The sequence below is a fragment of the Mediterranea massiliensis genome (assembly GCF_900128475.1).
GTDB classification, from domain to species: domain Bacteria; phylum Bacteroidota; class Bacteroidia; order Bacteroidales; family Bacteroidaceae; genus Bacteroides; species Bacteroides massiliensis_E.
Window position 1 is genome coordinate 145,101 of the sequence record NZ_LT635834.1, and the last position, 24,307, is coordinate 169,407.

Annotated in this window: 18 protein-coding genes, 1 tRNA gene and 3 pseudogenes; 9 read left to right on the forward strand and 13 right to left on the reverse strand. The window is 55.7% G+C overall.

Annotated features, from left to right (window positions below; all coding sequences use genetic code 11):
* Position 1: 1 nt before the first annotated feature.
* Positions 2–1,264 carry a BamG family beta-barrel-assembly machinery protein gene (locus BQ7483_RS01905; RefSeq protein ID WP_072544637.1) on the reverse strand — a complete coding sequence of 421 codons (1,263 nt, stop codon included), beginning with the start codon at positions 1,262–1,264 and terminating at the stop codon, positions 2–4.
* Positions 1,251–1,982, reverse strand: coding sequence for a type III pantothenate kinase (locus BQ7483_RS01910; protein WP_072544638.1), 732 nt, complete (start codon positions 1,980–1,982; stop codon positions 1,251–1,253). Before BQ7483_RS01910 ends, BQ7483_RS01905 begins: the two co-directional genes overlap by 14 nt.
* Before the next feature lie 391 nt (positions 1,983–2,373).
* On the opposite strand from BQ7483_RS01910, the gene sppA reads away from it, so the two are divergent.
* From sppA to BQ7483_RS01940, 5 genes are all read left to right on the forward strand, one after another.
* Entirely contained in the window at positions 2,374–4,146 is a 1,773-nt protein-coding gene (gene sppA / locus BQ7483_RS01920; RefSeq protein ID WP_072544640.1) for a signal peptide peptidase SppA, read from the forward strand.
* Between the two features lie 18 nt (positions 4,147–4,164).
* Entirely contained in the window at positions 4,165–5,277 is a 1,113-nt protein-coding gene (gene lpxK / locus BQ7483_RS01925) for a tetraacyldisaccharide 4'-kinase (RefSeq protein WP_072544641.1), read from the forward strand.
* Positions 5,234–6,043: a purine-nucleoside phosphorylase gene (locus BQ7483_RS01930; RefSeq protein WP_022021250.1), complete on the forward strand. Its 810-nt coding sequence runs from the start codon at positions 5,234–5,236 to the stop codon at positions 6,041–6,043. Before lpxK ends, BQ7483_RS01930 begins: the two co-directional genes overlap by 44 nt.
* A 32-nt stretch (positions 6,044–6,075) precedes the next feature.
* Positions 6,076–7,161 (forward strand): thiamine-phosphate kinase, encoded by a 1,086-nt coding sequence (thiL, locus tag BQ7483_RS01935; RefSeq protein WP_072544642.1) that lies wholly within the window; start codon positions 6,076–6,078, stop codon positions 7,159–7,161.
* A gap of 131 nt (positions 7,162–7,292) precedes the next feature.
* A tRNA-Phe gene (locus BQ7483_RS01940) sits at positions 7,293–7,365 on the forward strand.
* Positions 7,366–7,432: 67 nt separating this feature from the next.
* Here BQ7483_RS01940 and BQ7483_RS01945 read toward each other — a convergent pair.
* From BQ7483_RS01945 to BQ7483_RS01970, 6 genes and pseudogenes are all read right to left on the reverse strand, one after another.
* Positions 7,433–7,849: an EamA family transporter gene (locus BQ7483_RS01945; RefSeq protein WP_072544643.1), complete on the reverse strand. Its 417-nt coding sequence runs from the start codon at positions 7,847–7,849 to the stop codon at positions 7,433–7,435.
* Between the two features lie 123 nt (positions 7,850–7,972).
* Entirely contained in the window at positions 7,973–12,172 is a 4,200-nt protein-coding gene (locus BQ7483_RS01950; protein WP_072544644.1) for an acyl-CoA dehydratase activase, read from the reverse strand.
* 117 nt (positions 12,173–12,289) lie between these two features.
* Positions 12,290–12,922, reverse strand: a pseudogene (locus BQ7483_RS01955) (HAD-IA family hydrolase); the annotation flags it as partial.
* A gap of 17 nt (positions 12,923–12,939) precedes the next feature.
* The gene (locus BQ7483_RS01960) at positions 12,940–14,109 is read right to left on the reverse strand and encodes a MalY/PatB family protein (protein ID WP_072544645.1); all 1,170 of its coding nucleotides are present in this window, start codon (positions 14,107–14,109) and stop codon (positions 12,940–12,942) included.
* Between the two features lie 242 nt (positions 14,110–14,351).
* Positions 14,352–14,966, reverse strand: a complete 615-nt coding sequence (locus tag BQ7483_RS01965; protein WP_072544646.1) for a CPBP family intramembrane glutamic endopeptidase — start codon at positions 14,964–14,966, stop codon at positions 14,352–14,354.
* Entirely contained in the window at positions 14,963–15,856 is an 894-nt protein-coding gene (locus tag BQ7483_RS01970) for a prenyltransferase (protein WP_072544647.1), read from the reverse strand. Before BQ7483_RS01970 ends, BQ7483_RS01965 begins: the two co-directional genes overlap by 4 nt.
* 134 nt (positions 15,857–15,990) lie before the next feature.
* Here BQ7483_RS01970 and BQ7483_RS18295 point away from each other — a divergent pair.
* From BQ7483_RS18295 to BQ7483_RS01990, 4 genes and pseudogenes are all read left to right on the forward strand, one after another.
* A pseudogene (locus tag BQ7483_RS18295) lies at positions 15,991–16,104 on the forward strand (HAD hydrolase family protein); the annotation flags it as partial.
* A gap of 223 nt (positions 16,105–16,327) precedes the next feature.
* Positions 16,328–17,008: pseudogene (locus BQ7483_RS01980) on the forward strand (Cof-type HAD-IIB family hydrolase); the annotation flags it as partial.
* 60 nt (positions 17,009–17,068) lie between these two features.
* Positions 17,069–18,817 (forward strand): ATP-dependent DNA helicase, encoded by a 1,749-nt coding sequence (locus BQ7483_RS01985; RefSeq protein WP_072544649.1) that lies wholly within the window; start codon positions 17,069–17,071, stop codon positions 18,815–18,817.
* A gap of 55 nt (positions 18,818–18,872) precedes the next feature.
* Positions 18,873–19,487 carry an L-threonylcarbamoyladenylate synthase gene (locus BQ7483_RS01990; protein WP_072544650.1) on the forward strand — a complete coding sequence of 205 codons (615 nt, stop codon included), beginning with the start codon at positions 18,873–18,875 and terminating at the stop codon, positions 19,485–19,487.
* A gap of 104 nt (positions 19,488–19,591) precedes the next feature.
* On the opposite strand, the gene nagB is transcribed toward BQ7483_RS01990, so the two are convergent.
* From nagB to BQ7483_RS02015, 5 genes are all read right to left on the reverse strand, one after another.
* Positions 19,592–20,404 carry a glucosamine-6-phosphate deaminase gene (nagB, locus tag BQ7483_RS01995; RefSeq protein WP_022021261.1) on the reverse strand — a complete coding sequence of 271 codons (813 nt, stop codon included), beginning with the start codon at positions 20,402–20,404 and terminating at the stop codon, positions 19,592–19,594.
* 110 nt (positions 20,405–20,514) lie between these two features.
* Positions 20,515–21,714: an FprA family A-type flavoprotein gene (locus BQ7483_RS02000; RefSeq protein WP_072544651.1), complete on the reverse strand. Its 1,200-nt coding sequence runs from the start codon at positions 21,712–21,714 to the stop codon at positions 20,515–20,517.
* A gap of 62 nt (positions 21,715–21,776) precedes the next feature.
* The gene (locus BQ7483_RS02005; protein ID WP_072544652.1) at positions 21,777–22,706 is read right to left on the reverse strand and encodes a tRNA modification radical SAM protein MnmL/YtqA; all 930 of its coding nucleotides are present in this window, start codon (positions 22,704–22,706) and stop codon (positions 21,777–21,779) included.
* A gap of 93 nt (positions 22,707–22,799) precedes the next feature.
* On the reverse strand, positions 22,800–23,804 hold the full coding sequence (locus BQ7483_RS02010; protein WP_139247501.1) for a TolB-like 6-bladed beta-propeller domain-containing protein: 1,005 nt from the start codon (positions 23,802–23,804) through the stop codon (positions 22,800–22,802).
* A gap of 124 nt (positions 23,805–23,928) precedes the next feature.
* On the reverse strand, positions 23,929–24,216 hold the full coding sequence (locus tag BQ7483_RS02015; protein ID WP_022021265.1) for an NVEALA domain-containing protein: 288 nt from the start codon (positions 24,214–24,216) through the stop codon (positions 23,929–23,931).
* Positions 24,217–24,307: the final 91 nt, after the last annotated feature.

The window sequence follows — 24,307 nt, forward strand, 5'->3', positions numbered from 1 at the left end:
ATCAGTCAACCTTGCGCTTGAAGAACCAGCGTTCGTTGAACGTGACTCCAATGACCAGCCGCAACGTGTTTTCATCCACAAACGTCACTTTCGAGCCTTTGGTTCTTGCATATTGGGCCGTGACGCTCAAGAATGAGCCTGTGCGCGGTATAGGAAGACCGAAACCGGCCGACACTCCGAACTCCTTGGCCGCCCGTTGCCCGTCTATCTTGTAATAGGGCAAGGAATAATAGGCTCCCACCCGATACTTGATGTGGCTCAGGTAACTGCGTCCCAACAAGTTGGGAATGTATTCCGCTCCCACGCCTACCCGCATGCGCGAGCAGAAGGCGTTGTCGTCGTTCAGATAGGAAACCTTGTCCCACTGCTGCATCATGAAGTCGGCACCCACGGTCAGACGCTTGTCGTACACATAGGCCAGACCTACACCTACCGTCATCGGAAGTCCGAAGGTAGCCACGGAGTCGCGCGAGCTATACGTGCTTCCCGTCGTCGTATTCCCCACCATTTCGCCGATAACCGTCGTGTTGTTCAGGTCACGCTTCGGAGAAAAGACAGCTCCCAGTGTCAATGCGTTCTTCTTTCCCCACTGCTGCGTATACTGAATGCCGAAATCCAACTTATAGTCCTTAATATCAGTACTTAGTGTACGCGTAAAAGGGAATTTGGTTGCATCAGCAGGAAACTTCAGTTCAGACGTCCTCGTGATGTCACCCCAAAGATACGAAATATTTGCACCAACAGAAAAATTTTTAAATATTTTAAAGCCTAATCCTACATAAGCCTGATGCAAACCACCTTCGCCCGAGTAGGTGACAGTGCTTGAATTGGCCGAATTCCCCGTATCTTCACGTGTCTCGCCCATGCTGTAGCCCACATTGGAGAAAGGGAATACGCCGACACTCATGCCGCACCATTTGGCCAGACGGAACTGCATGGTGATGTAGTCGAAGCTGGAGTTCTTGGCATTCTGCTTCAAGGTTCCATTACTGAAGTTGGTATTCTGCAGGGAGACGGCTCCATCGAAGATGAACGTCAGCGAATCGACCGCCGTATAAGAAGCCGGATTGGCGAAATTCACCTGACTGCCGTCGCGCAGGCCATAAGCCACACCGCCCATCGCCTTGCTGTTGCTCGAACCCTGATCCGACAAGTGGCCGTATCCATACCGCGTATAAGGTGAATTCGTATTGTTTTGGGCCATTACCATCCCGCACCACATGCCGAGTAAAAGCACCAACAGTGTCAGTCTATATCCTGTCATTATTATAAATCAATATTCGGTTTAATCCTTTCAACACTAAAAATTTGTCTGCAAAGATGATACTTTTTACGTTTGTATCAAAAGAAAATTCGTCGCCCCCCGTTAAAAAAACCAAAAGTTCAGGATATTTAGTTTTCATATCCTGAATATAACCTTGCATTTCATAACGGATGCCGCGAAGCACTCCGGCACGGATGGCCGTCTCCGTATCCTTGCCCATGGGCAGGCAGCGGCCTTCCGATGCCACCAGCGGCAGACGCCCTGTGAAGCTGTGCAGTGCCTTGAAACGCATCTGAAGGCCGGGAGAGATGTTGCCGCCATGATAACGGCCGGCCGCATCGATAAACTCGTACGTGATGCAGGTACCCGCATCTATCACCAGGATGTCGCGGCCGGGAAAGCGGTCGGAGGCTCCCACAACCGCCGCCATGCGGTCGTAGCCCAACGTGCGGGGTGTCTCATACAAGTTTTCTACAGGCAGGGGAGTGTCGGGCCCCAACCTCAGCAAGGGGCAGGGCAAGGCAGCCAGCCGGGCCTCGACTTCGGCCGTGAGGTCGATGACCGTGGCCACAATGGCACGTTCGACGGGACGGCGGCGGCAAATGTCGGGCAACTGCTCCAGTGTCTGGTTGGAATCATAGAAGACATCGACCAATGAAGCGCCTTCGAACAACGCAATTTTTGCGACCGTATTTCCTATATCAATTATCAGATTCACTGCTATCTTAGCTTTTTTCGGGGGCAAAGATAGTGCAAAGCGGGGGAAGTACAAAGCATCGGAAGCCGTTTTCGGCCTTCCTCCGACGCAAAGCTTTACACCGGCTTTTGCAAAGCTTTACATCCGCCCTTGCAAAGCTTTGCATCTGCCTTCGCAAAGCATTGCCTTTCTCCTCGCAAAGCACTGCTTTCCGCCTGGCAAAACGATGCTTTCCTCCGGCCGGCCTTTCACGCCCCTCCAGACGGAGGTTTTCTTTCCACAAAATCACCCGCCTTTTATCGGCCGCATGTGACAAAACAAAAAAGATGGCGACAGATAGGGTAAATATCAACCTAATTGTATATCTTTGTTAACTTAAAAAGTTAGCATGCATCAAAAGTAAAGAACCGATATGAAAGATTTCTTCAAATTCACTTTTGCGACCGTCACAGGTATCATCCTGTCGACCGTCATCTTGTTTTTTGTGGGCATCCTGCTCTTCTTCAGCGCCATAGCCTCGTCGGACGTGGAGACGCAGGTGAGCGACAACTCCGTGATGATGCTCGAACTGAAAGGCGAGCTGAGGGAGCGCAGCCAGTCAGTTCCCTACCAGGCCCTGCTCAGCGAGGACTACCAGACGTATGGGCTGGACGACATCCTCTCCTCCATCCGCAAGGCCAAAGAAAACGAAAAGATCAAAGGCATCTACCTGCAGCTCCACTACCTGACCGCCGGCTATGCCGCTATCGAGGAGATACGCGACGCACTGCTCGACTTCAAGGAAAGCGGCAAGTTTGTCGTGGCCTATGCCGACAACTACCAGCAAAGCCTGTACTACCTGGCCAGCGCGGCCGACAAGGTGCTGATGAACCCCAAAGGCTCGTTGGAGTGGAGGGGCATCGCTTCGAACCCCATCTTCTACAAGGACCTGCTCGACAAGATAGGAGTCGAGATGCAGATATTCAAGGTGGGCACCTACAAGTCGGCCGTCGAGCCCTTCATCGCCACCGAGATGAGCCCTGCCAACCGCGAGCAGGTGACGGCCTACATCAACTCCGTCTGGAGCACAGTGACACAAGCCGTATCCGAGTCGCGCCACATCAGCGTAGACAAGCTCAACCAGTATGCCGACAACATGATCATGTTCGACCCCTCGGAGGAAGCCGTGAAATGCGGCCTGGTCGATACCTTAATATATAAGAACGACGTACGCGACTACCTGAAACCCCTGGCCGGCCTCGACAAAGACGACAACCTGCCTGTGCTGGGCCTGCAGGACATGGTGAACGTGCGCAAGAACCAGCCGAAGGACAAGAGCGGCAACATCGTGGCCGTCTACTACGCCAGCGGCGAAATCATCGATTATGAGACCTCGTCGTTCAGCGACCAGCCCACCATCATCTCCTCCCAGGTTATCCGCGACCTGCGCCGCCTGCAGGAGAACGACGACGTGAAGGCCGTCGTGCTTCGCGTCAACTCCCCCGGCGGCAGCGCCTACGGCTCCGAGCAGCTGTGGTATGCCGTCAGCCAGCTGAAGAAAGAGAAACCTGTCATCGTCTCCATGGGCGAATATGCCGCTTCGGGCGGATACTACCTGTCGTGCAACGCCGATACCATCGTGGCTGAACCCACCACGCTGACGGGCTCCATCGGCATCTTCGGCATGTTCCCCAACGTGAAAGGGCTGACCGACAAGATAGGCCTTGACTTCGACGTAGTGAAGACCAACGCATACGCCGACTTCGGCGCCACGGGCCGCCCCATGAACGAAGGCGAGAAGGCCCTGATGCAGAAGATGGTGAACCAGGGCTATGACCTCTTCCTGACCCGCTGCTCCGAAGGCCGCGGCATCGCCAAGGAAGAGCTGGACAAGATTGCCCAAGGCCGCGTATGGACAGGCAGCACCGCCAAGGAGCTGGGCCTGGTCGACGAGCTGGGTGGACTGAACCGTGCCTTGGAGATTGCCTGCCAGAAGGCCGGCATCGACGCCTATACCGTTGTATCCTATCCGGCCAAGCAGACATTCCTCGAAATGCTGATGAGCACCAATCCGGGCACCTACATCAAGTCGCACCTGCTGGGCGGAAAGGCTGGTGAACTCTATCGCCAGTTCAGCATCCTGGACAACTTCGACAAGCGCGACCGCATCCAGGCACGCCTGCCTTTCGAGCTGAACATACAATAACGCTGAAGACAAAGACAGATGACAGAGACATCCGTACAGATACACCGCTGGCTTCTCCCCCTGTCGTGGATATATGGGGGAGTGGTCTGGCTGCGCAACAAGTTTTTCGACTGGAGCATCCTCCCGTCGGAGAGCTTCCAGGCGCCTGTCATCTGCATCGGCAACCTGGCCGTGGGCGGCACGGGCAAGACGCCCCATACCGAATACCTGATACGCCTCCTCCAGCAGGCAGGCATGCAGGTATCCGTACTGAGCCGCGGCTACAAGCGCAAGACCCACGGTTATCTGTTGGCAGACGCTTCCAGCACAGCCTCGCAGATAGGCGACGAGCCCTGCCAGATGAAGCAGAAATTTCCCCAGGCACGCATCGCCGTCGATGCCGACCGTCGTGAAGGCATCGCCAGACTTCTGCAACTCGACCACCCGCCGACCGATGTCATCCTGCTGGACGATGCCTTCCAGCACCGCTACGTCAAGGCTGGCCTGAACATCCTGCTGACCGACTACAGACGCCTGTTCACCGAAGACTGTCTGTTGCCGGCCGGCCGCCTGCGCGAAAGCGTTTCTGGCAAAGACCGTGCCCAGATAGTCATCGTGACCAAGTGTCCGCAGGACATGAAGCCCATCGACTTCAACATCACGGAAAAGCAGCTGGACCTGTACCCCTACCAGCAGCTGTACTTCACACGTATACACTATGGTATGCCCGTCCCCCTGTTTCCGCAGGAAGCGGAGGGGCAACCCATATCCAGCGTACTGAGCGGAGAAGAATGCGTCCTGCTCGTCACCGGCATTGCTTCACCCCAGCCTTTGGTGGAAGAGGTGCAGCTCTATGCCCGCCAAGTCAAGCTGCTCCCCTTTGCCGACCACCACGACTTCAGCGACAAAGACCTGCAACTCATCGAGGAAGAATTCTCACAGATGGAAGGATGCAAGCGCCTCATCATCACGACCGAGAAAGACGGTGCCAGACTCAAGTCCCATCCCTCGCTCAGCGAAGACTTGAAGCCCTACATCCATGTCATCCCCATCGAAGTAGAATTTCTGCTCAACCAACAAGAATCCTTTAACCAAAACATTATTGGCTATGTTAGAAAAAATTCAAGAAACGGCAGCTTACCTCAAGAGTAAGATGCACACACATCCCGAAACCGCCATCATCCTTGGCACCGGCTTGGGAAGCCTGGCCGGCGAAATCACCGAAAAGTATGAAATAAAGTACCAGGACATCCCCAACTTCCCCCTCTCGACCGTCGAGGGACACAGCGGCAAGCTCATCTTCGGCAAGCTGGGCGGCAAGGACATCATGGCCATGCAAGGCCGTTTCCACTACTACGAGGGCTATTCGATGAAGGAAGTGACCTTCCCCGTCCGCGTCATGCGCGAACTGGGCATCAAGACCCTGTTTGTATCCAACGCCAGCGGGGGCACCAACCCTGCCTTCGAAATCGGCGACCTGATGATCATTACCGACCACATCAACTACTTCCCCGAACATCCCTTGCGCGGCAAAAACATCCCCTACGGTCCACGCTTTCCGGACATGAGCGAAGCGTATGACAAAGAGCTCATCCGCAAGGCCGACGCCATTGCCGCCGAAAAAGGCATCAAGGTGCAGCACGGCGTCTATCTGGGTACACAAGGCCCGACGTTTGAAACGCCTGCCGAATACAAGCTCTTCCACATCTTGGGAGCCGATGCCGTCGGCATGTCTACCGTGCCCGAAGTCATCGTGGCCAACCATTGCGGCATCAAGGTCTTCGGCGTATCAGTCATCACCGACTTGGGAGTGGAAGGCAAGATTGTAGAAGTGTCGCACGAAGAGGTGCAGAAGGCAGCCGACGCCGCCCAGCCCCGCATGACGGAAATCATGCGCGAACTCATCAACCGTGCCTGAGACGAACTATACTTATATATAAACAAGTAAAAATGAGAACAGAAATAGCAACCCTCGGCGAGTTTGGCCTCATAAACCATCTGACCGAGGGCATCCAACCCCGAAACGAATCGACCCGCTACGGTATCGGCGACGATGCCGCCGTACTCTCCTATCCTGCCGACAAGGAAGTGCTGGTCACCACCGACCTCCTGCTCGAAGGCGTACACTTCGACCTGACCTACGTGCCTCTGAAACACCTGGGCTACAAGGCCGCCGTGGTCAACTTCTCCGACATCTACGCCATGAACGGCACTCCCAAACAGATTACCGTCTCGCTGGGTCTGTCCAAACGCTTCTGTGTGGAAGACATGGAGGAACTGTATGCCGGCATCCGCTTGGCTTGCGAATCCTACAACGTCGACATCGTAGGCGGCGACACCTGCTCGTCCTACACAGGTCTCACCATCAGCATCACCTGCATCGGTGAAGGAGAGAAGGGCAAAATCGTCTATCGCAACGGCGCCAAGGAGACCGACCTGATATGCGTCAGTGGCGACCTGGGTGCCGCCTACATGGGCCTCCAGCTGCTGGAGCGCGAGAAAGCCGTACTGAAAGGTACCGACAAAGACGTACAGCCCGACTTTGCCGGCAAGGAATATCTGCTGGAACGCCAGCTCAAGCCCGAAGCCCGCAAGGACATCATCGAGCGGCTACGTGAAGCCGGCGTACAGCCCACAGCCATGATGGATATCTCCGACGGCCTCTCCTCCGAACTGATGCACATCTGCTCGCAGAGCAAGGTAGGTTGCCGCGTCTACGAAGAGCACATCCCCATCGACTATCAGACAGCTGTTATGGCCGAAGAGTTCAACATGAACCTCACGACCTGTGCCCTGAACGGTGGCGAAGACTACGAACTGCTGTTCACCGTCCCCATTGCCGACCATGAAAAGGTTTCAGAAATGGAAGGTGTCAAGCTGATTGGCCATATCATCAAGCCCGAGCTGGGCTGCGCCCTCATTACCCGAGACGGCCAGGAATTCGAACTGAAGGCCCAGGGATGGAACCCTTTGAAAGACGGCGGCAACCTGACGTATTCGTCTGCCACCGAAGCAACAGCAGAAGAAGAAAAATAAAATTCATTTTTTTCATCGTACAAAAGCACTGATAGTAAGACAAGTAGCCTTCTATCCGTGCTTTTTTATTTTCAAAGCCCTTGCACAGTCCAAAACTTTCACTACCTTTGCAACCGCAAACTAACAGCGATGGTGTCATAGCTCAGTTGGTAGAGCAAAGGACTGAAAATCCTTGTGTCCCCGGTTCGATTCCTGGTGACACCACTTAAATGAACAAACCCATTGGGACACAAAATCCAATGGGCTTCTTTTTTCCCCAAGCCCTCATCATTTATTTTAAAAGCATAAGAATGCTTCCACAAGTAATGAATAGCGCTCCAATGATGACCCGAGGAGTGGCAGGCTCTTTCAGAAACAGAAAGGAGAGGCAAATGGTCATCACTACACTCAACTTGTCAACAGGAGCTACACGCGAAACATCACCCGTCTGCAAAGCCTTGAAATAGAAAAGCCAAGACAGGCCAGTAGCCGCTCCCGACAATACAAGGAATAACCACGTATGGGTACTCACTTCCCTGATACTGGCTATCTGACGTTCACAACAGACAATACCCCACGTTATTATCAAAATGACAGTCGTTCGGATGGCCGTAGCCAAATCGGAATTGATATCCTTTACACCAATCTTGGCAAAGACTGCCGTCAAAGCCGCAAAGAAAGCCGACAACAAAGCATAATATTTCCACATTTCTTTACTCCTTTATTTCATTCCATCTCTTCCAACTCCAACAAATGAATCCTCTGACTGACAACATCCGAATTCCACTCTGCCAGTAATACATTTCTCAGAGACTTAACAGAGATGAGGCTTCTATTTTAAATGGTCTATGAACAACAACAGACGGTTGGTGATGTTCACGTCACTGACTCCGCTGTCAAAGTCCAAAGAGAGCATATTCAGTTCGGGAATAACAGACTTGATCCGTTTTTCGATGCCCTTGGACACAATATGGTTGGCAATGCACCCGAAAGGCTGCAAACTGACGACATTGTATATCCCCTGACGGGCATACGACAGGATTTCGGCCGGAAGCAGCCAACCTTCGCCAAACTGGGCATTCAAAGAGATAACCTTCTTGGCCTCGTCAGCCTCCTCAAAAATATCCTTGAACGGATTGAAATAGCGGAACTCGCTTCCCACTTTGTTGAACTTTTCAATCTGGCGGCCCACCATCTTATAGGCGAGCTTATAGACAAAATCGGGCAGGAACTGTTGCTGGATGCACGACTCCACCCGGACCTTCCTGTTCACAAAGTTTTGCATGAAGAAGTCGGCAAGCACCGAAGGAACGACCTCTATCCCCTGCTCCGTCAGCCACTCGATGACATTCTTTTGGGCAAAGGGATTGAACTTCAAGAATATCTCTCCCACAACGCCCACTTTCGGGCAATCCAAGTCCCGGCAAATGTCGTTGAACTGGCGGGCAGCCCCTGACAAGCGGCCCAACAGGTCCTTCGTCTGATACTTCAATATCAGTTCCTCCCCTTCCTGCAAGTAACGGTCGCGCAAACGGGCAGCCTGCCCCGCTTCCTTTTCACGGACAACGGCAGCATAATAGAACTTCGAAATGCAGTCGCTGTACAGAACGGCACGCAACGCAACCGGCAGCATCTTCAGCCAATTGACACGGAAACTCGGCTGACGGCTGTCCAACGAACTGCCGAAGGTAAGCGAGATAACAGGAACCGACGGATAGCCGGCCTCTTCCAGCGCCTTCTTGATCAGCGAGATATAATTGCTGGCCCTACATTGGCCTCCGGTCTGCGTCATGGCTACAATCGTCTGTGCTGGATCATATTTGCCACTCTTGAAAGCCTTGACAACGTCGCCCACAATCAGCGTGGCCGGATAGCACACTTCGTTGTTGGCATACTTCAGCCCCCATTCACAGGACTCCATATTGCTGAGGGGCAGATTGTCGACATCATACCCCGCCAAACGCATGAAGGCAGGAATCAGCGGTGAAATGAATGGAGTGAAGTATGGTACCAGTATTTTCTTGGTACGCAGGTCATGGTAGCTGACCGACGCACCCACCCCGCCTTCCTCCTTCTTCCGAGGGAGAACCTGACGTTCTCCGGACAGCTTCATGCTCTCTATGAGCGAACGGACCCTCAGCTTCATCGAACCGATGTTGTTGATGTCGTCCAGCTTGAGCAGGGTGAACGGCTTTCCGCTGCGTATCAGGATATCACGAACCTCGTCGACCAGAAATGCATCGGGACCACAGCCGAAGGAAGTCATTTCCACAAACTGGACATCACTGCCCTGGACAGCACACCACTGGGCAGCCTTCAGAATGCGGTTCGGATAGGACCATTGCGGCAGGAAATGCACATCACCTTCCACCTGCGTGGCCTGATCGCGAACGATATCATCGGTAATCACATCAATGCCCATCTCCGCAAGGATATCCGATATCTTGTGCTGGATCAGCATGTCCGCATGATAAGGACGACCGGCCAGCAGTACCGTCCGACGGCCCTTCCGGCGGCTCTCTTCCAACAAATGCCCGTCATGTTCGGCCAGCGAATGGCCGAAAGCCTCCTGCTCGTCCATTGCTTTGGCGAAAGCCTCCTTGACGGCTGCCTCCCCTACTCCCAACCCTTTCAGATAGTTGAGGCATTGCCTGTACAGCAGCTTGGAATCCTTGAACGAGATGGCGGGCGAATCGATGGGGATACCCGTACCTTGCACACTCTTGATGACTTCCGAATAGCCGGTCACTACCGGGCAGTTGTAGCTGTTCTGCTCGTTCCCTTTCCGTTCAAAGATGACGAAAGGAAGGAAGATACGGTCTACCCCGCGATCCATCAGGTTCTGCACATGGGCATGTACCAGCTTGGCCGGGAAACAGATGTTGTCGGACATCACCATGCGCGCACTCCGTTCATAGGCCTTGAAGTCCGAATCGTCGGACAAGCATACCTGTATGCCGCAAGCGGTGAACAGCGTGTGCCAGAAGGGGAAGTTTTCGTACATGTTCAGGCTGCGCGGGATGCCGAGGGTCAGCACAGGATACTCCACCTGCCGGGCCGCACGGCCGAAAAGCAAATCGTTCTTGAAGTGATAGGCATTCGCGCCCGGCTCTTCCTTGGCTCCATTGGTAAACACCTTCTCGCACCGGTTGCCCGAATAATAGTCCTTGCCGTTGGCAAAGCGGTAACGGAACACCTGACACTGATTGTTGCACCCCCGGCAATGCAGTTCGTGCGTCGAATAGTCGGCCTGCGACAGGATATCGTCCAGCGACATTTCCCGCTTCCCATACCGGCGGGCATACAGGGCGCAACCGAAGGCCCCCATCAGCTCGGGGATGTCGCACCGAATGACCTCCGCACCTGTCAGCAGCTCGAGCGCACGGACCACCGCGTCGTTGCGCATGGTTCCACCCTGCACCACGATGTGCCGTCCCAACTCCGAAACGTCCTTCAGTTTCAGTACTTTGTAGAGACAGTTCTTCACGACCGAATAGGCCAGACCGGCAGCGATGTCGTCTACCGTCGCCCCTTCGCGGAGCACCTGCTTCACCTTGGAGTTCATGAACACGGTACACCGCGAACCCAGGTCGCAAGGACGGGCGGAACGGCAGGCCGCCGAAGCGAAGTCGTGCGCCGTATAGCCCAGGGTATTGGCAAACGTCTCGATGAACGAGCCGCACCCCGACGAACAGGCTTCGTTAATTTCGATGCGGTTGATGATGCCGTTGTCCACAAAGATGGCCTTCATGTCCTGGCCGCCAATGTCGAGGATGAAGGAAACATCCCGGTCCAGGTAGTGGGCAGCCACGTAATGGGCAATGGTCTCCACGATGCCGGCATCCAGCTGGAAAGCGGCCTTTATTAGGTCTTCACCATAGCCGGTGGAGCAACTGCCCTTGATATGCAAGACGGCACCCAGCTCACGGCACCGGTCCTTGAGCAAGGTCAAACCATCGGCTACCGTCTCGATGGCATGCCCGCCATTAGGTTTATAATAGGAAAACAGGATATTGCCATCCGAATCAATCACAACAATCTTCGTAGTCGTCGAACCTGAATCAATGCCCAGAAACACATCCTGGACACCCTCACGCAAGGAAGCCCGACCGATGCGATGGGAAGAGATGCGCTTCTCCCAGCCGGCATAGTCACCAGCACCGGAGAATACGGGCTTCAGGCCGCAAGGATGGTCTGCCGCCGCAGACGCTTCGGACAGACGGGCTATCAGGGCCGACAATTTGAAGGTTTCGTTTTCCTCTCCCCGCGACAAGGCAGCCCCCGTAGCAGGCAGCAAGGTACCGTTGGCCGGAAGCACCATTTCGTCCTCGCGCAGATGGAGGTATTCGGCAAAAGCCTTGCGAAGCGCAGGGATGAAGGTCAGCGGACCACCGCAGAACAGGACCGGCGCCTTGATGTCCCATCCATGGGCCAGCGTCATCACCGTCTGGACGGCCACGGCATGGAAGATGGAGGCCGCGATGTCTTCACGGCTGACGTTCCTGGCCACCAGATTCTGGATATCGGTCTTGCAAAAGACTCCACAACGCGAAGCGATCGGATAGATACGCCCGGCCTTCAAGGCCAGCCGGTTGAGTTCGTCGACATCGGTACCCAGAATGACGGCCATCTGGTCGATGAACGCCCCTGTCCCTCCGGCACAGTTGCCGTTCATGCGCAGATCGGCCGCTTCGCCGTGTTCGAAGAAGACAATCTTGGCATCCTCTCCTCCGATGTCGATCATGGACGCTACCTGCGGATAATCCTGCTGGATAGCCTTCGTGGCGGCCACCACTTCCTGAATGAAAGGGATTGAGTGACGCTCGGACATACCCATGCCTACCGAACCGGTAATGCACGCACAGGCCTCCACATCGCCCTGCTCCTGCAACAGCTCGCCAAGCATATCTGCAACAACCTCACGGGCTCTGGCATGGTGTCTTTTATACCTTGAAAAACATACACTTCCCTGCTCGTCCAACGCGACGACCTTCACCGTCGTCGAACCTACATCAATACCTATCTTACGCATACTCTCCTTCGTGTTTTACACTCTTGTCGGATGCAAAAGTAAAGAAGATGTACGAGACCGGACGGGCAGCGAAACGTCTCTTAACATTATTTATTTTTCCGCCGTCCCGGCATCGGGCAGCAGAGACTCCAGGCTGTCCATGACCAGCCGGTGGGGATAGGCGGACAGCTCTTCGGCCGTGGTCACGCCGTGGGTCACGCCAGCGAAGCTGACGCCTGCCGCCCGGGCCGTCTCGGCATCGACCGCACTGTCGCCCACATAGAGCACCTCTTCGCGGGAGACCTGCAGGCGGTCCAACGCCATCAGCACTCCCTCGGGCGAAGGCTTGGCGGCCGACACGTCCTCGCCGCCCACGATGATGTCGAACACATCGTCCAGTCCCCGGGCCACGAGCAGTTCGCGGATGCGGTAGCGGTACTTGGTGGAGATGATACCCACCCTCGCCCCGGCGGCCTTCAGGCGGCGGAGCACACCGGCCGTCTCAGGGAAGAGCACCGTGTTGGCCGTCATGCAGCCGTCGGCTTCCTTCACATACTGACGGCGGAACTCGGCCAGGCGGCCGGCATCGGTCACACCCGTCAGCAGGGCAAAGGAGTCTTCCAGCGTCTTGCCGATGGTGCGCCTGATGTCGTCGTCCGTCGGCGAGGTATAGCCATGGCGGTCCAGCACACGGCGATAGCACATGACGATGCCCCGCGACGAGTCGGCCAGCGTATAGTCGAAGTCAAACAGATAAACCTTGTATTCCATCTTTCCTTCCAGTCAGGTTAGCGCATGTTCACCGCCATCTCCAGCTGTTGCAGGGCCTTGCGGAGCTGCTGGCGCGGGCAGCCCACGTTGAGCCTCATGAAGCCTCGTCCGGGCTCGCCGAACATGGTGCCCGAGTTCAGGGCCAGGCGGGCCTTGTCGGCAAATAGATGCTCCAGCTCCTCCTGGCCGAGTCCTAGGGCACGGCAGTCGAGGAAGATGAGGTAGGAAGCCTGCGGGCGTATCATGCCGATGAAGGGGATGTGTTCCTTCAGATAGGTCTCGGTAAAGTCGATGTTGCCCTGGATATAGGCCAGCACCTGCTCCAGCCACTCCTCGCCATGCTCGAAGGCGGCCTTGCAGCCGATGTAGGCAAAGAGATGCCCCTCGCTGAACTCGCCCGCCTCCATGAAGGCCTGGAAGCGTTCGCGCAGGCCGTCGTCGGGCACGATGGCAAAGGAGCTCTGCACACCGGGCATGTTGAACGTCTTGCTGGGTGCCATGAAGGTAACGGAGTTCGATGCGGCGGCCTCGCTCACCGTGGCAAAGGGATGATGCTTGTAGGGCGGCAAGGTGAGGTCGGCATGGATTTCGTCGGAGATGACCAGCGTACCGCTTTCCCGGCAGATGTCGGCTATCCGGCGCAGCTCGTCCACCGTCCACACGCGTCCGCCGGGATTGTGGGGATTGCAAAGGATGAGCGCCTTGCAGCCCTGCACATCACGGCGCAGACGGTCGAAGTCGATGTGATAATGCCCGTCGCGCAGGTCGAGCGGCGAACGCACCGCTTCACGCTTCAGGCGTTCGGTGACGAGGAAGAAGGGATGATAGACAGGAGTCATCACCAGCACCTTGTCGTCCGGCTGCGTGAAGCACAGCAGGGCAAAGGCCTGTCCGCGCACGATGCCCGGCACGAACGTCAGCCACTCGGGTCGCACGTCCCACTGGTGACGCTTCTGCACCCAGCGGCAGATGGTGGTGTCCCAGCCCTCGCAGGCCGACGTATAGCCCAGCACCTCGTGGTCCAGCCTGCGGCGCAGGGCCTCCATCACAAAAGGCGGCGTGCGGAAGTCCATGTCGGCCACCCACATGGCCGTCAGGTCGTCGCGTCCCCATACACTCTTCATGCCGTCCCACTTCACCGAATCGGTGCCGCGACGGTCAATCACTTCGTCAAAATTGTAAATCATTTTCCAACTCTTTTTATCGGGTGCCGCACAAGCAGTACCTTCTGTTCATATTTATATTAATAACCTGATAATCAGCACTCATTTTTTCAGGTCACATTTCCCGAAAACCTGAAAGGTCTTCAGGCCTGACCTGAAAGGTCTTCAGGTATGGACTGAAGGGTCTTCAGGCAGGGACTGAAAGGTCTTCAGGTAGTACCTGAAAAACGCCTGAAAACATTTATAAAACTTTCTGCCACACTTCATCAGATGGGAAACCAGATGAACACCGCCGCATCCCACACGGCATGGGACACGATGATGGCCCACATGCGCCGCGGACAGAGACGGTAAAGGCCGCCCCACACCACGCCGGCTACCAGCGCAGCCATCACCAGCATGAAGTTGCACGAAGCGGCATGCACCAGCGCATAGATCAAGGTCGTCACCACGAAGCCCGCATCGGGACTCCAACGGCGGGAGAGCGCGCGCTGGACGTAGCCCCGCCAGAAGATTTCCTCGGCCGGACCGATCAGTACCAGCATCAGGACGGCAAGCAGCCAGGGCGACTCGCCCGCCTTCATGCCATAAATCAGATTGACCTGCGGACGGGCAAAGTCGAAAAGCCACGACGACACCTTGTCGCCCGTCCAGAAGACACCCCACAGCACGGCAGCGATGCCCACACCCAGCAGCAGGTCCTTCCAGCCGCCGTCCGCCTCGCGCCGCCACCCGGCATCCAGTCGGAGCGACAGCACGGAGAGGGTCAGGGCCGAGAGGGTCATCATCAGCCAGAAGTTGACATGCGGCGCCGTCAGGGGCGAGAACATCACCGCCCACAGCACGGCGGCCAACAGGATGGGAAACACCAGCTTCTTCATGACAACACACGGGCCAACACGAACGACAATACCAAAAGCAGGCTGAACAGCAGCTGTAGCTTGGCCGTCAGCTCGTCGAGGCGCGAGATGCCCTCCATGCCCGCCACGGAGTATTGGCCCATCAGCCGCACATTGCCCAGCGCCGGCACCAGGGACAGCCACACCAGCATCGTCCACCAGGGGAACACACCGCCTGCGGCACATCCGGCCACCCAGCCGAAGGGAAAGAGTACCTCGGCACAATAGAGGAGCATCGAAGCGCGTCCGCCCAGCGTCATGGCCAGGGTGTGGATGCCGGCCCGCACGTCGGTCTCCATGTCGCGCGTATTGTTGGCATGCAGGATGGCCACCGTGATGAGCCCCACAGGGACGCCCACCCACATTGTCGACCAGTCTACCCAGCCCGTAGCCACATAGGCCGTACCCAGCATGGGCAGCAGGGCATAGGCCACGAAGATGACCACATCACCCAGCGCGCGGTACTTCAGCGCCGGATAGAGCAGCGTGCAGGCCGCTCCGCCTATACCTATATATAATAAAGGAAGGCCCGTGCGCACCAGCAGTCCGATGCCTGCCGCCAGCGCCACCACAAGCAGCGAGAGCGACAGGCGGAAGATCTCCTGCGGGCGGAAGAGGCCGCTCGTCAGCGTACACACGCCGTGGGTATCTTCGCGGTCCACGTGGTGCTTGTAGTCGAAGTAGTCGCTCCACGTATTGCCTGCGGCATGAAACACAATGATGTTGAGCAGTGCCCACACACCGTTCGTCCAGTTCACGTCTTGCTGCATCCAGTACAGGTAGGCCAGCGTCACCGCCACAGGCATCGCCGAAGCGGGAAACGACCAGGGGCGCACGGCCACCAGCCAGTCTTTCAAAGAATGTTTGTCCATAAGAAAAGAATAGTTATTGGTTAGGGGCGACAAATGTACAAAATATCTTTGCCATTTCCCGAAAAAGGGACAAGAATGCAACCGAATATTCCACCTAAAATCTTTAATTTTGTCCCCCGTAAAGAAATGAACGTATGACCAAAGCTCTGTTTTTCGACATCGACGGAACGCTCGTCAGCTTCCGTACCCACGAAATACCCGCCTCGGCCGTCGAGGCACTGGCTGCCGCCAAGGCCCGGGGCCACCGCCTCTTCATCGCCACCGGCCGCCCGCGCGTCGTCATCACCAACCTCGGCGCCCTGCAGAATCTGGGGCTGATAGACGGCTACGTCACCATGAACGGAGCCTACTGCTTTGTAGGCGATGAGGTGATTTACAAAAGCGCCATACCGACCGACGACGTCCGCACGCTTACCGGCTACTGTGCCCATCGCCACATTCCCTGTATCGTGGTGGGCGAACACGACATCNTTCATCGCCACCGGCCGCCCGCGCGTCATCATCACCAACCTCGGCGCCCTGCAGAATCTGGGGCTGATAGACGGCTACGTCACCATGAACGGAGCCTACTGCTTTGTAGGCGATGAGGTGATTTACAAAAGCGCCATACCGACCGACGACGTCCGCACGCTTACCGGCTACTGTGCCCATCGCCACATTCCCTGTATCGTGGTGGGCGAACACGACATCTGCGTCTGCCAGCCCGACGACCGCGTGCGCCAGATCTTCTACGAGCACCTCAAGGTGACCGTCCCCATCCCCGACACGCCCCTCCACGAAGCCATCGACGGCAAGGAAATCTTTCAGCTGACACCCTTCCTCGACGAAGCGCAGGAGGCGGAAGTGCTGCCATCGCTCTCCTGTTGCGAGATGGGCCGCTGGCATCCGGCCTTTGTCGACGTCACCGCCCGCGGCAATACCAAGCAGCGCGGCATGGACGAAATCATCCGTCACTTCGGCATCCGCCTCGAGGACACCCTTGCCTTCGGCGACGGAGGCAACGACATCCCCATGCTGCGCCACGCGGGCATCGGCATCGCCATGGGCAACGCCCGCGACGAAGTGAAGGCCGCCGCCCGCTACGTCACCGACACGGTGGACGAGGACGGAATTGCCAAAGGCATAATGAAGTGGTTAGCGGTTAGTGATTAACGATTAGTAACTAACCACTACATACTAACCACTAACCGCTAACCACTAACCGCTGACAACTTGCCCTCCTTCCTCCCCGACACCAGCAACCGTGAGTTTCAGGATGCCCTGAACCTCGTGAAGTACACCCGCCAGTCGCTCTTCCTGACGGGGAAGGCCGGCACGGGCAAATCGACCTTCCTGCGCTACGTCTGCGACAACGTGCGCAAGAAGCACGTCGTGCTGGCCCCCACAGGCATCGCCGCCATCAACGCGGGCGGAAGCACCCTGCACAGCTTCTTCAAGCTGCCCTTCCACCCCCTGTTGCCCGACGACCCCAACCTGAGCTTGCAAAAGGGACGCATCCATGAGTTCTTCAAATACACCAAGACCCACCGCAAGCTGCTCGAGGAGCTGGAGCTGGTCATCATCGACGAGATTTCGATGGTGCGGGCCGACATCATCGACGCCGTCGACCGCATCCTGCGCGTCTACAGCCACAACCTGCGCGAACCCTTCGGCGGCAAGCAACTGCTGCTCGTGGGCGATGTCTTCCAGCTGGAGCCTGTGGTGAAGGCCGACGAGCGCGACATTCTGAACCGCTTCTACCCCACGCCCTACTTCTTCTCGGCCCGTGTCTTCAGCCAGATAGAGCTGGTGTCGGTTGAATTGCAGAAGGTATACCGCCAGAGCGACCCGCAGTTCATCGGCGTGCTGGACCACATCCGCAACAACACCGCCGGTGCCGCCGACCTCCAACTGCTCAACACGCGCTACACCACGGCTGCCGAACCCGCCGATGCCGACGACCTCTACATCACCCTGGCCACCCGCCGCGACAACGTGGACTACATCAACGAGCGCCGCCTCAGGGAGCTGCCCGGCCAGCCCGAAAGCTTCCTCGGCGAAGTGCATGGCGACTTTCCCGAAAGCAGCCTGCCCACCTCGCAGGAACTGGTGCTGAAGCCCGGCGCACAGGTCATCTTCATCAAGAACGACTATGAACGCCGCTGGGTGAACGGCACCATCGGTGTGGTGAGCGGCTTCGACCTCGACGGCGAGACGCTCTACATCACCACCGACGACGGCCGTGCCTGCGACGTACGCCGCGAGACGTGGCGCAACATCCGCTACACCTACAACGAAGAGAAGAAGCAGATCGAGGAAGAAGAACTGGGCACGTTTACCCAGTTTCCCGTCCGTCTGGCGTGGGCCATCACCGTCCACAAGAGCCAGGGACTGACATTTAGCCGCGTGGTCATCGACTTCACGGGCGGTGTCTTTGCGGGCGGGCAGACCTACGTGGCCCTGAGCCGCTGCACCTCGCTCGAAGGCATCCGCCTGAGAAAGCCCGTCAGCCGTGCCGACGTCTTCGTCCGCCCCGAAATCGTACAGTTCGCCGAACGCTTCAACAACCGCCAGGCCATCGACCGCGCCCTGAAGCAGGCACAGGCCGACGTGCAATATGCCTCCGCGGCCAAGGCTTTTGACCAGGGCGACTTCGACACCTTCCTCACGGCCTTCTTTAAAGCCATCCACTCACGCTACGACATCGAGCGACCCGCCGCCCAGCGCCTCATCCGCCGCAAGCTGAACGTCATCAACCGCCTGCGCGAAGAGAACCGTGCCCTGCGTGCCGCCGCCCTCGAAAAGGAGAAGACTCTCGTGAAATATGCCCGCGAATACATCAACATGGGCGACGAGTGCCTGAAGCACGACATGAAGGAAGCCGCCCTGCGCAACTACGAGAAGGCCGTGGCCCTCTACCCCAAGTTCAAGGAGGCATGGAAGAAAATCAAGAAGCTGGACAAGGAAATGCGGAAGGAATAGGCACAGGCAAGGAAAAAAATCCGTATTTTTGCGGAAACCAAGCCCCTGAAATGCCATGCTTCTGAAACTTTACAACAAGAACAACAACCCCGCCGACCTGCAGCGCGTGGTCGACCTGCTGAACGACGGCGGCCTCATCATCTACCCCACCGACACGATGTATGCCATCGGGTGCCACGGGCTGAAGGAACGTGCCATCGAGCGCATCTGCCGCCTGAAGGGCATCGACCCCAAGAAGAACAACCTCTCCATCATCTGCTACGACCTGAGCAGCATCAGTGAGTATGCCAAGGTGGACAACGCCACCTTCAAGCTGATGAAGCGCAACCTGCCCGGCCCGTTCACCTTCATCCTGAACGGCACCACGCGCCTGCCCAAAATCTTCCGCAACCGCAAGGAGGTAGGTATCCGCATGCCCGACAATCCCATCATCCAGGAGATAGCCCGCCTGCTGGACGCTCCTATCATGACCACCACCCTGCCTCATGAGGAGCACGACGACATCGAGTACGTCACCGACCCCGAACTGATTGACGAGAAATGGGGCGACCAAGTGGACCTCGTCATCGACGGAGGCATCGGAGGCACGGAAGGTTCTACGGTAGTGGATTGCACGCAGAGCGAAGCGGAGATTGTACGCCAGGGAGCCGGATGGCTGGAGGAAGGATAAAAAAATGAAGAATGAAGAATGGAAGCTCTGCTTCCGAATGAAGAATTATTCCGTACGCTTGGAAATTCTTCATTCTTAATTCTTCATTCTCCATTTAAATAGTTTTACTTCAGCAGCGACTCGGGATCCAGATGGTCGGCCTCGATGTCCTTGAAGTAGCGGTACGTACCCACCTTCAGTTCGTCGGTAGCGGCATCGTCGCAGATGATGATGCCCTTCTCGTGCATCTGCAGAGCGCTGATGGTCCACATCTGCATCACAGGACCCTCTACGGCATGATACAGGGCGCGTGCCTTGTTGTGTCCGTTGACAATGATCATCACTTCACGTGCGCTGAGCACCGTACCTACGCCTACGGTCAGAGCCGTCTTGGGCACCTTGTTCACGTCGTTGTCGAAGAAACGGGAGTTGGCGATGATGGTGTCCGTCGTCAGCGTCTTCTGGCGGGTACGCGACGACAGGGAAGAACCCGGCTCGTTGAAGGCAATATGTCCGTCGGGGCCGATACCCCCCATGAAGAGGTCGATGCCGCCGTACGACTTGATCTTCTCTTCGTAGCGGGCGCATTCAGCGTCGAGGTCGGCAGCGTTGCCGTTCAGAATGTTGGTATTCTCCGGTTTGATGTCGATGTGGCTGAAGAAGTTGTTCCACATGAAGGAGTAGTAGCTTTCGGGATGCTCCTTCGGCAGACCGACATATTCGTCCATGTTGAAGGTAACGACATTCTGGAAGGATACCAGTCCTTTCTTGTTCAGGTCAATCAGTTCCTTGTACATCCCCAGGGGAGAAGAACCGGTGGGGCATCCCAGTACAAAGGGTTTTTCTGCTGTAGGATTGGCAGCCTTGATTTTTGCAGCTACATAGTGAGCTGCCCACTTCGATACGGATTGATAATCCGGCTGAATGATTAGTCTCATGTCTGATCAATTTATAAGGTTAGTAATAATAGTAATGGTGAATGATGAATGGTCAATGGTAAATGTCCGTCCGGATGGTTACTAACCGCTAACCACTAACCGTTAACCGCTTATTCCCGGTCCTTCTTCAGGCGGTCGGCCATGGCACGGGCCAGGTGCTCGCACTGCTCGTAGGTAATCTCCTTCATGGCCTGCTTCATCTCCACAGGGTCGCCCACGATTTCCAGCTTGCTCTTCTCGGCAAACTCGGCCATACGCTTCACGGCAGCTCCGGCCCAGGTGAACGAGCCGAACCATCCCAGATAGCGTCCCTTCACTTCGCGGAGCAGTATCTTGGAGAGAAGCGACTCCACTTCGGGATAAATCTGGTTGCAATACGTGGGGCTGCCCACGATAAGGCCACGATATTTGAAGATATCTTTCAGGATGTACGACGGATTGCTTTTGCTCACATTGTGCATCACGATGTTCTTGATGCCCTGTGCCGACAGCTCGGCGGCAATGGCTTCGGCCATCTGTTCCGTATGGCCGTACATGCTGCCATAGGCAATGACCACGCCTTCCTCGGCCTCGTAGCGGCTCAAGCGGTCGTAGACGCCCACCACGCGGGCGATGTTCTCCGTCCACACCGGTCCGTGGGTCGAGCAGACAGCCGTAATGGGCAGGTGTCCCAGCTTGGCCAGTGCCTTCTGCACGGGATTGCCGTATTTGCCCACGATATTGGCGTAGTAGCGCACCATCTCTTCCCAATACTTGTCCAGGTTGATGCGCGTATCGAGGAATCCTCCGTCCAGCGTGCCGAAGCATCCGAAGCCGTCACCGGAGAAGAGGATGCCGTCGGTCTCGTCGAAGGTCATCATCGTTTCGGGCCAGTGTACCATCGGTGTCAGGTAGAAGCGCAGCTTGTGGTGGCCCAGGTCAAGGAAGTCGCCGTCCTTCACCTCGTAGCGTTCGCCCGTCACGCCATAGTAGCCTTCGATCATGCCGAAAGTCTGCTTGTTGCCCACGATGACGATGTCGGGATAGTGTTGCTTGATGAGGCGGATGGATCCCGAATGGTCGGGTTCCATGTGGTTGATGATGAGGTATTGGATGGGGCGGTCGCCGATGATGCAGCGTATCTTGCGCAGATACGCCTCGAAGAAGCAGGCGTCCACGGTGTCGACCAGCGCCACGATGTCGTCATCTATCAGATACGAGTTGTAAGAAACACCGTAGGGCAGCGGCCACATGCCTTCGAAGAGGTGCTTGTTGCGGTCATTCACACCCACATAATGTACTTTTCCTTTAATCAATGTTTTTTGGTCCATATACTGATTGTCTTATTTGGATTCATTCCATTCTTGATACGTGGTGCAAAAGTACGACTATTTTATGGATTATACAACTTTCCCTGCCAGGCATCCTGTTCTTTCATTCTTTTTTGCAGACGATGGTTGAATTCGTAGTTTTTCAGTCCCCAGTCGGGTGCGAGGAGCAGTTCTTTGGGCGACTGGGACACGAAGCGTTCCAGCACCAGGTCGGGGCGCAGACGCTGGATGTAGTCCACCACCAGCGCGATGTACTCGTCCACGTCGTTGAACAGGTGAAAGTCTTCGGGCCGTTCTTCGTACTCGCGGGCCATGCGGGTGCCGCGTATCAGTTGCAGCTGGTGCAGCTTCAACGTGTCGAGAGGCAGACGCGAGATATCCGCGGCCTGCCCCAGCATGTCCTCGCGCGACTCGCCGGGCAGCCCCAGGATGACATGCCCGCCTACGGGCAACCCGCGGGCAGCCGTACGCTGCACGGCATCCACCGCCGTCTGCCACGTGTGTCCGCGGTTGATGCGGTGCAGGGTGCGGTCCAGCGTACTCTCGATGCCATACTCCACCAGCACGAACGTCCGCCGGGCCAACGCTTCCAGGTAGTCCAGCAGGGTGTCGGGCATGCAGTCGGGGCGCGTACCGATGACCAGCCCCACCACGTCGTCCACCGCCAGCGCCTCCTCGTACTTGCGCTTCAGCATCTCCAGCTCGCCATAGGTGTTGGTGTAGGCCTGGAAGTAGGCCAGATACTTCATTTCGGGATACTTGTGTGCAAAGAAGCGTTTCCCTTCCTCCAGCTGTACGGATACCGGTTTCTCCGTACGGCAGTATTCCGGGTTGAACGTCTGGTTGTTGCAGTACGTGCATCCGCCGTAGCCCACCGTCCCGTCGCGGTTGGGGCACGTGAATCCTGCATTGATTGAAATCTTCTGCACCTTGCCAGTGAAGAACCGCTTCAGAAAAGTCGGGAAATCGTTATAGCGTATTTTTGTTTCCATCCATTTTTGTTATAGACAGAGACCAAAGGTAGGCAAAAACAGACAAAGCGCCAAACATCCGACCCGGAATATAATACCGGAAATGCCATCCGTTCAATCATCGCCCCAGCCAAAAGTATATATTTCCGCCTCATTCTCGGCAAACACGCCATAGATGATCCGCCTGTCCTCATCCACCACAAACGAGCTGACAAAACGGTCCAGGAACCATTGCGCCAATGGTTTTCCTTCCCACGAAAATACTTGAATGGAAGGAAGGCTCTTCCGGCTATAGATTTCTTCGGGCTTCATATCCAAGTTCAATGTATAGATATGGTCCTGTGTTGCATAGACTGACAGCGTATGAATCCGCCGTTCATCAGATGCTACAGGAATCTGCGGGTCTCTGGGAGCAATGTCCAACAGGATGTCATGCAGAATATTTCCGGAGCGGTCGATGATGCGGAAACGACGGTCGGACACATAGAAAGAGGCGAAACACTCCCCTGAAGGACGGGCTGCAGCCAATCGTCCATACGCCTGATTACGGGCCAACACACTCCCGAAACGTTCTTCGGTTTCCGGATAATCGACTTTCAGCTCCTGACTTCCGTCCGGATGGATAAAAAGATATTCTTTGGAATCTTCGTGGTCGGCTTCACAGACGTACAGAGAATCGGCCAGCATCATCAAGCCGTTGTAATAGCTACGCTGCACAGGAAGCGGATGGACGGAAACGACTGGTTTTCCCGATTCAAAAGAGATGGACTTCAACTTGTCCATATCTGTCACAAAAGTTTTCCCCGCATGCTGGCCAGCAAATTGCCCTGCAGGCAACTGAAAATCGTCGGGCCCTTCACCCAATACACCAAAACTGTACAGATACCGGAAATCGTTACGGTCGAACACCTGAAAACAGGTATCCATCTTGTCATTGAAAACGACCAGACGAGGACCGTCCAGAAACACCCCCCTCGGATACAGCATGACAGGAGGGATGGAATGCACCTGGGCGACCAGCGTATCCGTTGTTTCAAAAGAAGTATACACATGGGTAGCGGTTTGACGGGAACAGGAACAAAGCCCGACGACACAAAAGAAAAGAATTAACTTTTTCATGATTCAACCATTTGTCAGATAACCCAAACTGGCATTCAACAAAATTATCTGCATGTAACACATGAACATAATCATGGAAGCCCCTTCAAGTTATGCAAGTTCTAATATTACAAAAATTATATCACTATCTATTGCATTCAGATCGGTCTCTCAAATCTCGTCCTTTATCCCGCATACAATTATCACAATTAATGAAATATTGATCCTCATGAAACCAATCAGCAGGAGTAAATGTTGTATAACAAATAAGAGTAATTCCACCTCCTTCAATACTTTCATCTGTCGCCAGTGCCTCCACATTCTCCAGCATCACGTCCGACATCATTTCCTTTGTCTGATGGGCATAAACGCCATAACCTGCCATTGCGGCAACGGCTGCTACAAGAGCAACTTTCATTATATTCTTTTTCATTGTAATTTTGTTTTAAATTGGTATTGATGGGATTTGTCTCGCAAGCGCACCCCAGCGGGTGCCGGAAAGATACAAATCTCCTGAAAATCTT

Coding starts and splice junctions, on each gene's coding strand:
- BQ7483_RS01905 (WP_072544637.1), bottom strand. CDS start 1,264: ATGACAGGATATAGACTGACACTGTTGGTGCTTTTACTCGGCATGTGG.
- sppA (WP_072544640.1), top strand. CDS start 2,374: ATGAAAGATTTCTTCAAATTCACTTTTGCGACCGTCACAGGTATCATC.
- lpxK (WP_072544641.1), top strand. CDS start 4,165: ATGACAGAGACATCCGTACAGATACACCGCTGGCTTCTCCCCCTGTCG.
- BQ7483_RS01930 (WP_022021250.1), top strand. CDS start 5,234: ATGTTAGAAAAAATTCAAGAAACGGCAGCTTACCTCAAGAGTAAGATG.
- thiL (WP_072544642.1), top strand. CDS start 6,076: ATGAGAACAGAAATAGCAACCCTCGGCGAGTTTGGCCTCATAAACCAT.
- BQ7483_RS01945 (WP_072544643.1), bottom strand. CDS start 7,849: ATGTGGAAATATTATGCTTTGTTGTCGGCTTTCTTTGCGGCTTTGACG.
- BQ7483_RS01950 (WP_072544644.1), bottom strand. CDS start 12,172: ATGCGTAAGATAGGTATTGATGTAGGTTCGACGACGGTGAAGGTCGTC.
- BQ7483_RS01960 (WP_072544645.1), bottom strand. CDS start 14,109: ATGATTTACAATTTTGACGAAGTGATTGACCGTCGCGGCACCGATTCG.
- BQ7483_RS01965 (WP_072544646.1), bottom strand. CDS start 14,966: ATGAAGAAGCTGGTGTTTCCCATCCTGTTGGCCGCCGTGCTGTGGGCG.
- BQ7483_RS01970 (WP_072544647.1), bottom strand. CDS start 15,856: ATGGACAAACATTCTTTGAAAGACTGGCTGGTGGCCGTGCGCCCCTGG.
- BQ7483_RS01990 (WP_072544650.1), top strand. CDS start 18,873: ATGCTTCTGAAACTTTACAACAAGAACAACAACCCCGCCGACCTGCAG.
- nagB (WP_022021261.1), bottom strand. CDS start 20,404: ATGAGACTAATCATTCAGCCGGATTATCAATCCGTATCGAAGTGGGCA.
- BQ7483_RS02000 (WP_072544651.1), bottom strand. CDS start 21,714: ATGGACCAAAAAACATTGATTAAAGGAAAAGTACATTATGTGGGTGTG.
- BQ7483_RS02005 (WP_072544652.1), bottom strand. CDS start 22,706: ATGGAAACAAAAATACGCTATAACGATTTCCCGACTTTTCTGAAGCGG.
- BQ7483_RS02010 (WP_139247501.1), bottom strand. CDS start 23,804: ATGAAAAAGTTAATTCTTTTCTTTTGTGTCGTCGGGCTTTGTTCCTGT.
- BQ7483_RS02015 (WP_022021265.1), bottom strand. CDS start 24,216: ATGAAAAAGAATATAATGAAAGTTGCTCTTGTAGCAGCCGTTGCCGCA.